Genomic DNA, 12587 nt, shown 5'->3' with positions numbered 1-12587 from the left:
GTACGGGAAGGTACGCATTCAGGCCGGTGAGCAAAAGCTTGCCTCTGCCTAATTACTCCTTCCCTAACCACCGGAAGCAGCGCAGCATAATGCGCAAATCGGTGCCGGTAACGTAGTCTTTGGCATAAAGCAGCTCTAGTCGGCGGCGCGTAGCCTCTGAGAGCGGTGCGGCCGACTGGGCTACATCGGCGGGAGAAAGAATTGCCCGGGCTAACCGCCGGGGGGCTGCCGCATAGCGTAGGCCTACCCAGGTGCGCGAGCCGCCCAGCACCCGCAGGCAGTTGCGCACAAACCCTTGCTTGTGCCGCTGAAACAGCACTAATATGGGCAGCAGCAGCAAGAGCAGCACGCTGGTAAACACATCAAGCAGGCGCTTATTCCGCACGTGCTGGGGGTGCACCAGGTTCAGGGTAATATCCAGGGTATAATAGTCACCGGGGGCATCCTTGCGGGAGCTTCCAATGATATACTCACTGTCTTGGGGCAGAATTTTGTAGGCCACTGGTGGGTGCTGGGGCAAGCGCACCATCAGGGAAATGATCTGGCTGGCCGATAGGTCACGGCCGCAAAAGATCAGTTCGTTAAGCTCATACATCCGGATGATGTCTTCGAGCTGCCGCACCTCGCCCAGCAAATCCTCGGCGGGAGCCGTGGCCTGGGCGGTTTCTGCCATTTCCCACACCGTAGCTGCTCCCACGGCAGTTTGCCGGAAACTGGGTGCAGGCGCTAGTACCACATCGGGCGTTACAAAGCCAATAACGCGCACCTGCACGCCATACTGCTCCAGCAGGTGCCGTACCCGCTCACTCTCCTGTCGCGACCCCACAATGGCCACGTTTTTCTGATGGTATACTGTTAGGCTGAATCTGCGGTGCCGAATCAGGTTTTCCAGCATGCGCCTACCAATGAGGGCGGCCGCGCTCCAGGCCCCGCCCAGCACAATCAGCGCTTTAGAGAAGCGCCAGGCGTCAAGGAAGTTGCTCAGCGCGGAGATAAGCACGGTACCAATAACAATACCACGCACTATGCGACTGGTTTTGGTAGGCTTGTCGTAGCCGCCGCTCAGGTAGGCCGGTATAAGCCAGAGCAGGATGTACACGGGCACCGCCGCCAGCATGTATTTCTCGGGGTAAGGGATGTGTACGTAGCGGTGGTTCTGCTCCCAGTAAGTTTTCAGGAAGTACATACCCCCGTAAATCAGGGCCGCATCAAGCAGTACGGGAGTGGCCTGCGTGAAAAACCGCTGCCCCAGCGCGGCCCCGGCCCGCAGCCAGATGGCCATATTAATCAGAAAGCTGAACACCCCCGCCCGGTTTGGAGCAAAGTGCTTGCGGGCAAAAATGACCATGGCCCGGTAAAACACAAAGACGTAGTTGACGCTGGTACGCTTGGTGCTCTCGCCCTTGTAGTGAATGATGCGGGTGCCGGGATAGTAGTAGTTTTTCCAGCCGCCCTGCGTCAGGCGGTACGAGAGGTCAATGTCTTCGCCATACATGAAGTAGTCTTCGTCCAGCAGACCTACCTCGGCCAGGGCGGTCTGGCGCATGAGCATGAAGGCTCCGCTTAGTACGGCTACTTCGTGGCTCTCATCTTTATCAAGGTAGCCCAGGTGGTACTGCCCAAACCGCCGCGACTTTGGGAATAGTTTGGCCAGCCCAAACATCTTGTAAAAAGCTACCCAGGGCGTGGGCAGCCCGCGCTTGCTTTCCGGCAGGAAGCAGCCCTGCCCATCCAGCATTTTCACGCCCAGGCCTCCCCCGCCAGGGCGAGCATCCATGAACTCGCAACAGCGCAGAAAAGTATCCTCTTCCACCACCGTATCGGGGTTCAGCAGGAGCACATATTCGCCCGCTGCTTGCCGCAATGCCTGGTTGTTGGCCTTAGAGAAGCCGGGGTTATCATGGTTCTCAATGAGAATTACGTCCGGAAACCGATTCCGCACCATGGCCACGGAGCCATCTACGGAGCTGTTATCCACCACAAATACTTCCGCTGGCTGGCCTAGCTTTTCTATTGCTCGCTGCACTGATAACAACGCCTGCTCCAGAAAGTAGCAAACGTTATAGTTAACAATGATGACAGAAAGCTTCAAAGAAGGCACGAGCGCGGGAGCATGGAAAAGAGTTACGAAATGTACTAATATTAGCCGCACCCCCACGTATCTTCTACCGGGCTTTTCGCCGCCTCTTGCAGTGAGACTCGCTTGTTGAAAGGTGCCAGAGGCTAGGCTTGTAGTACCAATACCAGTTATACATCCTTACCTACGAGGTATATAGCCTATCAGGATTTTTCTGGCTGCCGCTTACCGTCGGCTTACCCCGGTGCGCGTACGAGTACTTATACCTGCCTAGTTTATGGGCAATAGTAGTTCGGGTACAAAAACAGTTTTCAGCAAGGCCAAAAGAGAGTTGAGCAATGCTCCAAGCAGCACCGCTCAACTCTCTTTTTTAGGGGATAATAGCAGTAGCTCAACTCACTACTACGCTACCAGCAGAGTTTGGGGCGCTGCTTGCTTAATGCGCCCGAGCAGCCATTCTGCTTGCCGCTTGGTACGGGTATTGCAGAATTGGTAGCAGGATTTCAGGTCTTCATCGCGCAGGCCAAGGGCTGCCTGCCGAATGACAATCCAGCACAGCTGGGCTTCCTGGGTGAGCAGCCATAGGTCGTGCAGGTCGCGCAGCAGAGCCAGACTGCCGCGGCGCTTCTTGGTAAAAAGATCCCGTTTGAGCGAGGCCGGCTCACTTTCATGGTCTTCGGAATACTTCTCAACGAAGGGCATAATGCGGCCGTGGTGCTCCCGCGACCAGGCCGAGAGCTTCAGGCATACCTGCTCAATGTCTACTTCGTCTTTGTGCTTGTTGGCAACGTACTCGAAGGCTTCCGTTAATTGCTTTTCGCTGTTTTCGAGCAGGCCGATGTAATGGGCGAGGTTCATGACAGGCGGGCTTAGGCGTTGACTTTACGGATGCGCACGGCGGCGTACTTGTAGTGCGGCTGCTTGCTCACGGCGTCCCACTCGGTGATGGTTAGCTCGTTGGCAGCGCGGGGCCGGCCGGGCTTATCCCAGTAACCGTAGTGAAAGGGAATAAACACCAGCCCCGGCTCAGTGCCACCAATGCGGGCCGGCTCCTGCACCTTGCCCCGCCTCGACTCCACCTCTACCATGTCACCATCCTGAATGCCATAGCGGGCGGCGTCTTCTGCTGAGAGCTGTACAAACCCATCAGGCGCGGCATGGTTGAGGGCGCGGGAGCGGCCGGTTTTGGTGCGCGTGTGAAAGTGGTACACTAAACGGCCCGTTGTCAGCCACAGCGGGTACTGCTCGTCGGGCACCTCGTGAGGTGGTTCATAGTCTGACCCTTTCAGGAAGGCTTTTCCCTGCGGGTCGAGGAGCTTGTAATCGTCGTGGGAGCGGGGGGCACCGGTTTCCAGGTCGTGGCCGTAGGTTTCGCAGTAGTCGATGGCGGTGTTGAACACGCCATCTTCGTAAAGGTGGGTTTTGCCGTTGGGATACTGCTCGTTGCAAGGCCACTGTATGCCCGAGCCGCCCGTGAGCTTAGCGTAGCTGAGGCCAGTATAGTCGCAGGGGCGGCCGCGGGTGCATTCGCGCCAGGCATTGAATGCATCCTCGGGGGTTTTCCAGGTGCACACCAGCAGCGGCGAGCCATCTTGCCCCCGGAAATCCATGCGCCGGGCATAGTCCACGAAGATGTCGAAGTCGGGGCGGGCTTCACCGGGCGGGTCTATGGCTTTGTGCGTGATGTGCACCGTGCGGTCAACGTTGGTGAACGTGCCGGTTTTTTCACCCCAGATGGCGGCGGGCAGCACTACGTCGGCGTATTGCGTGGTTTCCGTCGGGAAGGCGTCTTGTACCACCACAAAGAGGCTCTCCTGCTGAATAATCTTGCGCACCCGGTCAAGCTCCGGCAACGACACCAAGGGGTTGGTGCCACTGATCCAGAGCATTTTGATGGAGCCCTGCTCGCAATAGCGCCAGATTTGCATGGCGTGAGTGGGCGGCGACCAGTGCGGAATCTGATCGGGGTGCACGTTCCAGAGCTTAGCCAGCTCCTTAATGTGTTCCTCATTGCCCCAGTTACGGAAGGCCGGCAGGTCACCATCGGCGCCGCACTCGCGGGTGTTCTGCGCCGTGGGTTGCCCATTCATTTGATAAATACCGCTGCCGGGGTGGCCTAGCAGCCCGCGCAGCAGGTGCAGGTTATTCACCTGCACGGCAGCTGCCGTAGCCTGCATAGACTGGTACACGCCCTGCAAGGCAGTGGACACCAGCGTCCGGCAGGTGCCCAGAATGCGGGCCGCGGCAAGTAGCTTTTCAGCAGGCACGCCCGTGAGTTGCTCTACTCGCTCGGGCGTCCACTTGCTTACAATTTTCTTCAGCTCTTCAAAGCCTTGGGTATGCGCTTCAATGTAGCTCTGGTTGATGTGGCCAGCTTCAATGATGAGGTGGAGCAGCCCGTTCATCAACGGCACGTTAGTGCCCGCCCGGGGCGCTAAATGCACGGTGGCTTTCTCGGCCGTGTACGTGAGGCGCGGGTCAATAACCACCAAGTGGGGCGGGTTGGGCCCGGCAAGGCGGTCGAGAATGCGCGTCCAGAGTACGGTTTGCTGCGAGGCCATATTGTGGCCTACCAGCAGCACCGCCTCGGTGGTATCGAGGTCAGTATAGGAGCCGGGCTGCCCGTCGCTCCCGAACGATACTTTAAGGGCCGCCGCCGCGGTGGCCGTACACAGGCGGGTGTTACCATCCATGTGCGGAGTGCCTAGGCCAGCCTTGCCTAACACGCCCAAGGCGTAGTATTCTTCCAGTAGTAGCTGCCCGGAGGTGTAGAACCCAATGGAACTGGCCGTATGCTTTTGCACCAGTTCCTTCGACTTCTGTACAATCAGGCTCATAGCCTCCTCCCAGCTGGCTTCTTCCAGCTTGCCATTGCGCCGGATAAGCGGCTTAGTGAGCCGGTCCTGGCTGTGGTTGGCCACCCAACTGTGCAGCCCTTTTGGTCCGAGGCGGCCGTGATTCACGCGGTCCTCGGCGCGGCCACGCACCCCCACAATGCGGCCCTCTTTCACCCCAATATCCATCCCGCAGCCGTTGGAGCAGAGCACACACGCAGATTGTACCCAGTGGTCGGGCTCCTCCTCAATCCGTTCGTCTACGCGTACGGGCCACTGCCCTTCATAGCCAGTGCGGGAGCCCCAGATGTCATCAATACTGTCGCGAGTTTCTTTCATAGTCAGCAGTTAGGTGGGAAAGTGACTACGGCTGGCAGCCCGTTCGCCGATGGTAGGCGAGAGAGAAGTTGGCTCCACCCGAGGGGTAATAGTACGGGTGTTCGGGAGGAAGAGTAGCAGTCATTTTAATTTTATTTTAATCCCAAGACTGTGATTCCAGCTTTTGCAGCAACATATAGATGAGCTTACCCCAGAGTAGCGGGCCCTGCGGACAGATCCATATCAGTAGCCCAAGGCCCCGTACTGCACGTGCCAACCACCCACCCAATAGCCGTCATACACAATCCTAAGGCTCGATTATGCCCGGTAAGCTACGCTTGGCATTCGGGAGCCATTCCGCTGTATGAAGGATGGACTTATGAAGAATAATATCGAACAGTGGCCCAGGACCTACGGCTAGAATTGTTGCGCACGTAAAGGCACCACGAAGCTCCTTACCTGGCAACCACGGCAAGCTTTAGTGCGGGCAGGCCAAATCAGGCAGCGTAGGCCACCTGGCTTGGCCCGATATAAGTACGAATGATTTAAGGTAAGCTGCCGGGCAATCTGAAAACGGCCCGTTTCAGTATCGTTGGCATTGCTTATCTCTTAATCTGCTAGATTTTGCGCAGACAGCAAGGGCTTCAACTGACAAAAGACCGTTATGCTGAGCATAACGGTCTTTTGTCAGTTGAAGCCCTTGCATGATGAAGGCGCTTATGCAGCAATCTGTGGCGCTTATAGTACCTCCAGGTCTAGGCGGGTGCGCTCACTTTCCACGTTGCCGGTGTTGACGGTGGTTTTAGGCTCGATCATCATAATCCAGGTTTCGGCTTCGGTACGGGGGCGGTGCTCGGTGCCGCGTGGTACTACCAGCAACTGGCCGGGGTGTATTTCTTCGGTACGGTCGCGGAAGTCCATCAGCAGCTTGCCCTGCACAACTATAAACAGCTCGTCTTCCTCTGCGTGACTATGCCAGATAAACTCCCCATTTACCTTGGCAATCTTGATATGCTGATCATTCAGCTCGCCGATGATGCGGGGGTTCCAGTAATCCTCAAACTGCGCAAACTTATCGGTCAGGGTAATGGGTGTAGGAGTCATAAGGAGGGGAATTATGGGGTTTACGTGTCGGGAAGCCGACGACAGTTGTCTGCCGGAATGAGACTGTAATTTAGCCAGCAGATGATTGAAATAAGGCATTTGGCCAAAATTTGCAGGTTACCCTCCCCTACCTCAGGCAGCACGGCCGACATACCATACATGGCCGGTGCCCGCCTCATTGCGTAGAGTGTGTTGATTGCGGCCTGCCGTTTTTCTAAGCCATAGACTAACCGTAGAGCCCCGCAGCACGCCAAAAATTTCTGGCAAGCCTTGCCGCTTTACCATGCTTGAAAGCGAATGGCAAGCGAAAGCACATCCTAACAAATCAATGAAATATGATGGACCTGACCACTAAAAAAGTACTCATAACCGGGGGTAGCGTTGGTATTGGCAAAGCCATTGTTGCCGAGCTGGTGCAACGAGGTGTGCGCGATATTGCCGTTATGGGCCGCCGCGCGGAGGCATTGGAGGCATTAGCCACCGAGTTTCCTGCTGTAAACTTCCTGCCCCTGCCCGGCGACGTAGCTCAGGTATCAGACTTAAACCAGTCTGTGGCCACGGTTACGGAGGCATGGGGTGCCCTAGATATCCTCATCAACAATGCGGGGGTAGTGAGTGCCGGCTTGCTTACCGAGGTGAGCGACGAGGACGTGATCAGCCAGGTGGCCATTAACGTTACGGGCCTGATTCTGCTGACCAAAAAGTGCCTGCCGCTGCTGCAGCGCAGCCAGGAGGGCGCCATTATGAACATCTCCTCCGGCTACGGCTACATTGCCATGCCCTTCTACAGCGTGTACGCCGCCACTAAAGCGGCCGTAGGCCAGTTCTCAGACGCCATGCGCCGCGAGCTAGCCCAGTACCCACTGCACGTAATGACGGTTTACCCAGCCGCCACCGATACGGATATGATGAAAACGGCGGTGGTCCGCAACATGGACTCGGCCCAGGATGTAGCCCGGGCCGCAGTAGAGGGCCTGCTAAGCGGAGAAATCAACGTTATCCTGGGTGGCCCTGAACGGGAAGAGCAAATCAAAACCAATTTTCTGGAGCCGAGAAAAATTGACGAGGTAGCCAAAGCCAACTTCGAAGCCCTGCGCGAGCGGACCCAGACCCACCGTTCCATGTAGGCCAGTTGGTGGCTAGCCAAGCGGTGCTTAGGTATTGCTAGGCACCGCTGGCTGGCTGCCGTAGCACTTGTGCAGCAGCATAGTAACCAGATTCCACGGCTCCATCGAGGCGGCCCCACTCACTGGCAGAGGTTTCGGCCCCGGCCCAGTGCAGTGTGCCTGCCCAGGCGGGCTGCCGGAGCAGCTCGGGCCCCTGCAGGGGTACGGCCAGCGGAGGCTGCTCATCGCCCGGCACACTGGTAAGCGGGTCCAGCGACCAGTCTAACTCGTGATACGCCAGCGGTGCCCCGGCTTGCGGGCCGAACATGCGCACGAGCTGGCGCACCACAGCTGCCTGCCGGTCGGTAACGGAGGCTGTCCGCAGCGGATGCGGAGCGCCGAAGAAGCCAAACAGGGCTCCAGTATTTCCTACCAGAGGCGAGGCGTCGTGGATTTCACTTAATGGGCCCAGCTGACTTACGCCGAAGCCTGACCACCCCTGCTGGCGCCAGAATGGCTCAGCATACACCACTATGCTTTTCATGGCGTGGCTCATCCAGGTGGGCACGCTGCGCAGTGCTTGCTGCAATGGTGCCGCCAGCGCCGGCACAAAGGCTATGCTATGAGCTACCAAGCGCGGGGGCAAGGCCAGGACAACGGCCCGGGCGAAATATGTTTGCGCACTCCGGCCTTGTACTGCCTGCAGCTCCACTCCTGATCCGTTGGCTAAGTGGCGCAGTTGAGTTACGCGCGTATTGAGCTGCACCGCCCCAGCCGGCAGCCCAGCGGCCAGCGTGCGGCAAAGTATGGCTGCTCCGCCAACCAAACGCAGATACCCAGCGGAGCCCGAGGGATGAGGCAGCCGATGCACAGTATCCGTGGTCTCATAAGCCGTGGCTCCCGTGCTGGGCTGCTCTACTGGGTCAATGGCCAACTCCTTAAACAGCCGCATCAGGAAAGGATGATGCGCCCAGCCCCAAGTAGCGCCCAGGTCCAGCCACTCTTCTTCGGGGCTGCCGGGCAGAGCTGGCACCGCCAGTGTGCGGCCCCCTACCCGGTCCCGGGCTTCCAGCAGCTGCACGGGCACCCCAGCTTTATGCAGCGTACGGGCGGTAATAAGGCCAGCCAGCCCGGCTCCCACCACAAGTACCGGAGCAGCCGAGGTTGGCTCAGAAGTCAAATTATTAGCCATCGGCAACGTATTCACAAACTAAATTCTCAGTTACTGCAAGCAAAAAGCAGCCCGCAGAACTACTCTGCGGGCTGCTTCTGGTTGTTATTCTACTTAAACTGGCCTAGGGCCACGGGGTTAGCGCGCCTGCCGCTGCCGCTCTACAATAGAGCGGCCCAAGGTAATCTCGTCGGCGTACTCCAGCTCACCTCCCATCGGGATACCGCGGGCAATGCTGCTCACGTGCACCTCGGGCAGGTCGCGTAGCTTGCGCGAGAGGTAAAAGGCCGTCGTGTCGCCTTCCATGGTGGGGCTGATGGCCAGAATTACTTCGCGTACCTCTGAGCCCTCTTTGGTCACGCGCTCCAGCAACGAGTCAATGGTCAGATCAGAAGGCCCAATGCCCTCAATGGGCGAAATGACGCCGCCCAGCACGTGGTACATACCCTGGTATTGGGCCGTGTTTTCGATGGCAATTACGTCGCGGATGTCGGACACTACGCATACGGTGCTTTGGTCGCGTAGCTGGTTGGCGCAGATACCACACTCCGGCGTGTCAGAGATGTTGTGGCAGGTGTCGCAGTACCGAATCTCAAAGCGCATTTTGGCCAAGGCCTCCGCCAGAGAGGCCGTAGCATCCGTTTCGGCTTTCAGCAGGTGGAGCGCCAGACGCAAAGCCGTTTTCTTGCCGATGCCCGGCAGCTTCGACAATTCACCAACGGCGTTTTCTATCAATTTGGAAGGGAATTCCATTCAGATCAACAAGTTGTAAAAAAGAGCTGTCATCCAGGGCGTACGAGAGATGCTCACAAGGCCCGTATCTAAACACTGATTCCCCTGTGATAAGTCCCTCGATAGGCGCTGGATGACAGTTTTTTTCGTGAGGCCCAGCTACACGATATCGGCTGAGATGCCGCGGTCGTGGATGGCCGTGCACATAGCTGCCAACTCGTCGTAGGCGCCATGCTTCACGGTGCACTGACCTTTGTAGTGGATCAGAAGGGTGCACTGCTCAGCTTGTTCGGGCTCATGGCCACACACATCAATGAGCGTTCTGATGACGTGGTCGAAGGTATTAATGTCATCATTATACACGACCAGGTCGCGCACGTCGGTGGTCTCTTCCAGGAGCAGAACGTCCTCGTCGTACTCGATTTGCGGTTTACTGTTCATGGCACAAAACTACGTAAAAACAGGCAGAAAGCCGGATTCTAAGGTGTAAACTGGTTTCCTATAACCGCCTGAGCAGCAGAATCGTTTCGGGTAAGCATTGTAAAAATTGAATGCACCTTACAGTTGTAGTGAGCCTCCGCCTGTGGAGGTGGCCTAGCCCTGGCACTCTGAAAATCTGGTGTACTTTTCGGTGCTTATTCCGCTACTTCCTTCTCCGGGCCTGCTTCTTAGGTATGCAGGCGACATTTGCCGCTGCTGACTTTCGTGGCCTGCCGGCTCTGGCTTAACCGAAAATACTTTCCACACTTGAAGTTTTAGATTTTCTCTTGCTGCCAGCCTCTCCCCGAAAATACACTCCTAATAGCCTGGTTTTCTAGCCTTCCTGATGAGTAGTGTAAGGTGCGCACCACCAATGGCCCAACGAAATAAGTATAAGGCCATACCTGCAGCTCCACCGCAGCATTTTCAGGCCAGCTAGGCCAGTAGCTGCCTGATGCAGGGACAGTTTATTCAGCACAAAAGCCTGCGTGCATCAGGTAGCCAACCTCAGTCATAGTATTAACCCCTTCCCTCATCAGCACCTCACCCTATGCCCGTTCCGTCCGCTGATTTCAAACGTGCCCTCAAGCGCCTGACTGACAAGGAAAAGGAAACCCTGCTGCTGCGCGCCGCCCGGCGCGATGCCGAGCTGTACGACACCCTCAGCTTTGAGCTGCTGCCCGACGTGACCGTGGAAACGATATTTGAGCAGGCCTCCGACCAGATTCATGAGCTGTTTGCGGTGGGCGCCACGGGCCGGCTGCTCAATCGCAGCCTCACCAAAGCCCTGCAGAAGGCAACCAAAGAAGTAGCCCGGGCCCGCCGCATCACCAAGGATAAGCGCCTGGAAGTTGACCTGAACCTGTATACGCTGCGGCACATTTTTGCGAATTATACCGGGCAGTTTGAGAGTGTATACGGCGGCTTTTTCACCAGCACGGCCCGCCTAGCGGCGCGCACCACGCAACTGGTACTCCAAAATCTGCACGAGGACCTCTGGCTGGAGTACAAGGCAGAGCTGGATGATTTCCTGCAGCAGCTGCATTCCCGAGCCAAGAGCCGAAGCCTCAAATTTGAGCTGCCGCGGGAATTGGTACTGCCAGATTAAGGCCATTTTACGCAACCTCATTCATACAGCAGGTATAATCTGAACCGGATAATATGTAATCTATACAGGAAACTTAAGACATCTATTTTATCCTATCTATCAGCCCGATATTTTTGATTTTCAGAGCACTAAGCGCATCTGATTATCAGATTCATTTTCATCTTATTATATGATCAAAACAATTACTCATTGTGCCGTTGCGGCAACTCTTTTAGTGGTTACTGGCTGCGCCGGCAGTTACAGCACTATTCGTCCTGAGCATATCGCAACGTATCAATCGGTGTCTGTGCCAAGCGCGCCGGTAGAATTTTCTTATCAGTACAGTGCCTTGCTTACAAATGGCCCCAATAAGAAATACGTTAAGAAGGAGCGTAAAAAGGGATATCAGGTAGTGGCCGTCCGCTTGAAAAACAATACGAGCACAGACCTGAATTTCTCGCGCGACCTTGAGTTGACCTTCGCCGACCGGCCTGTAGTCCCAGTATCATCGTTGCAGGCGGCCGATGATCTTAAGCAAGGCGTGGCCATTTATTTGCTCTACGTTTTTGGTATTGGCAGGATTGGTGGCAGCGTAGACCCTTACACTGGCCAAACCACTGGCGGCACTATTCTGCCCTGGGGCCCCGTAGCAGCGGCAGGCAATATGCTAGGAGCCAGTGCTGCCAACAAAAACCTGAAAATGGAATTTGCCCGCTACGACCTGACCAATAAAGTATTGCACCCCGGAGAAACAGTGTATGGCATTATGAGCCTACGCGAAAGCAACGTGGCTCCTCTGCGCCTGACGCTGCGCAACCAGGCCGCGATGACGGCTCCGGCGGCGCCCCCAACCCCTGCAACGTTGCCTCAGGTGGCTCCTGCAACTCCCCCGGCTACCTCACCAGCCCCTGCTGGCTCTGGCCGTTAGGCCTCGGTTTTTAAATAAACAAAAAGCCCCGCCAGAATACTGGCGGGGCTTTTTTATAGGTAACAAGCTGGCCTAGGCCAGGGCTACTTACTTAGCAATTACGTTGAAGCTCAGCGTGAAGTCATCGTAGATGGCTTTGTCGCCGATGCCTTCAAAAAACGACTTCGAGCCGTATTTGATGTCGTACTTGGTGCGGTCAACGGTAGCGGTACCGCTGGCGGCAGCTACACCATTCTTCACGCCTACTTTGGCGGGGAAGGTGATGCTGTTGGTTTTGCCTTTGATGGTCAGGTTGCCGGTGATATTGGCGTTGTTGGCATCAGCAGCGGCACCTTTAATGTAGGCCACCTTGGTGATTTTGAACGTGGCGGTAGGGTTGTTAGACACCCCGAAGAAGTCGTCGGAGGTGATGTGGCCCATGAACTTGGTGCTGGTTTCAGCATCCTTAATGTCAGTGGCCTTGATAGACTTCATGTCAACGGTCACGGTGCCACCAACCAACTGGTTGCCGCGAACGAGCAGCTCACCACCCGAGAACTGTACGGTACCATTGTGGCCGTGCGTTACGGCTTTGCCATCCCAACCCAAGGTGCTGAGCTGGGGCTGCAGCTTGTACACTTTGTCGGCAGGCTTAACAGCGCTGGCAGCAGCTTTATTTGCTACTGGCTGCCCAGCAAAGGCGGGGGCAGTAAACAAAGCGGCGGCCAACAGGGCCGGCAGAACGATCTTTTTCATGGTTGAAATAAGAAG

11 protein-coding genes are annotated in these 12587 nt (G+C 56.5%); 3 read left to right on the top strand and 8 right to left on the bottom strand.

All coding sequences use genetic code 11. The annotated features are described in order from the left end of the window. Positions 1-52: 52 nt before the first annotated feature. The 4 genes from HMJ29_RS12575 to HMJ29_RS12560 form a co-directional block, all read right to left on the bottom strand. Positions 53-2092, bottom strand: a complete 2040-nt coding sequence (locus HMJ29_RS12575; protein WP_171591823.1) for a glycosyltransferase family 2 protein — start codon at positions 2090-2092, stop codon at positions 53-55. Between the two features lie 387 nt (positions 2093-2479). After that, positions 2480-2935, bottom strand: a complete 456-nt coding sequence (locus HMJ29_RS12570) for a molybdopterin oxidoreductase (protein WP_171591822.1) — start codon at positions 2933-2935, stop codon at positions 2480-2482. Between the two features lie 11 nt (positions 2936-2946). Continuing rightward, positions 2947-5250, bottom strand: coding sequence for a molybdopterin oxidoreductase family protein (locus HMJ29_RS12565; RefSeq protein WP_171591821.1), 2304 nt, complete (start codon positions 5248-5250; stop codon positions 2947-2949). 717 nt (positions 5251-5967) lie between these two features. Next, entirely contained in the window at positions 5968-6333 is a 366-nt protein-coding gene (locus tag HMJ29_RS12560) for a cupin domain-containing protein (protein ID WP_171591820.1), read from the bottom strand. A gap of 335 nt (positions 6334-6668) precedes the next feature. Here HMJ29_RS12560 and HMJ29_RS12555 point away from each other — a divergent pair, with 335 nt between their 5' ends. Next, a complete protein-coding gene (locus HMJ29_RS12555) occupies positions 6669-7460 on the top strand; it encodes an SDR family NAD(P)-dependent oxidoreductase (RefSeq protein ID WP_244679278.1) in 792 nt (263 codons plus the stop codon). A gap of 37 nt (positions 7461-7497) precedes the next feature. Here HMJ29_RS12555 and HMJ29_RS12550 read toward each other — a convergent pair whose 3' ends face one another. The 3 genes from HMJ29_RS12550 to HMJ29_RS12540 all read right to left on the bottom strand — a co-directional run bounded on the left by HMJ29_RS12550 (position 7498) and on the right by HMJ29_RS12540 (position 9783). Continuing rightward, entirely contained in the window at positions 7498-8631 is a 1134-nt protein-coding gene (locus HMJ29_RS12550) for a flavin monoamine oxidase family protein (RefSeq protein ID WP_171591819.1), read from the bottom strand. A gap of 117 nt (positions 8632-8748) precedes the next feature. After that, a complete protein-coding gene (gene recR, locus HMJ29_RS12545; protein WP_171591818.1) occupies positions 8749-9363 on the bottom strand; it encodes a recombination mediator RecR in 615 nt (204 codons plus the stop codon). A 138-nt stretch (positions 9364-9501) separates the two neighbouring features. Then, entirely contained in the window at positions 9502-9783 is a 282-nt protein-coding gene (locus HMJ29_RS12540; protein ID WP_135433844.1) for an ATP-dependent Clp protease adaptor ClpS, read from the bottom strand. 589 nt (positions 9784-10372) lie between these two features. Between HMJ29_RS12540 and HMJ29_RS12535 the strand changes: the two genes are divergently transcribed. Both HMJ29_RS12535 and HMJ29_RS12530 read left to right on the top strand, forming a co-directional pair. After that, positions 10373-10930 (top strand): hypothetical protein, encoded by a 558-nt coding sequence (locus HMJ29_RS12535; RefSeq protein WP_171591817.1) that lies wholly within the window; start codon positions 10373-10375, stop codon positions 10928-10930. A 169-nt stretch (positions 10931-11099) separates the two neighbouring features. After that, the gene (locus HMJ29_RS12530) at positions 11100-11837 is read left to right on the top strand and encodes a hypothetical protein (RefSeq protein ID WP_171591816.1); all 738 of its coding nucleotides are present in this window, start codon (positions 11100-11102) and stop codon (positions 11835-11837) included. An 87-nt stretch (positions 11838-11924) separates the two neighbouring features. Here the strand turns inward: HMJ29_RS12530 and HMJ29_RS12525 are convergent, their stop codons facing one another. Further along, complete coding sequence (locus HMJ29_RS12525; RefSeq protein ID WP_171591815.1) at positions 11925-12572, bottom strand: YceI family protein; 648 nt, start codon at positions 12570-12572, stop codon at positions 11925-11927. Between the last annotated feature and the right edge of the window lie 15 nt (positions 12573-12587).

Source organism: Hymenobacter taeanensis, assembly GCF_013137895.1.
Taxonomy (GTDB): Bacteria; Bacteroidota; Bacteroidia; order Cytophagales; family Hymenobacteraceae; genus Hymenobacter; species Hymenobacter taeanensis.
Note: the sequence above shows the minus strand (reverse complement) of the source record. Positions and strands in the feature narration are given on the sequence as shown.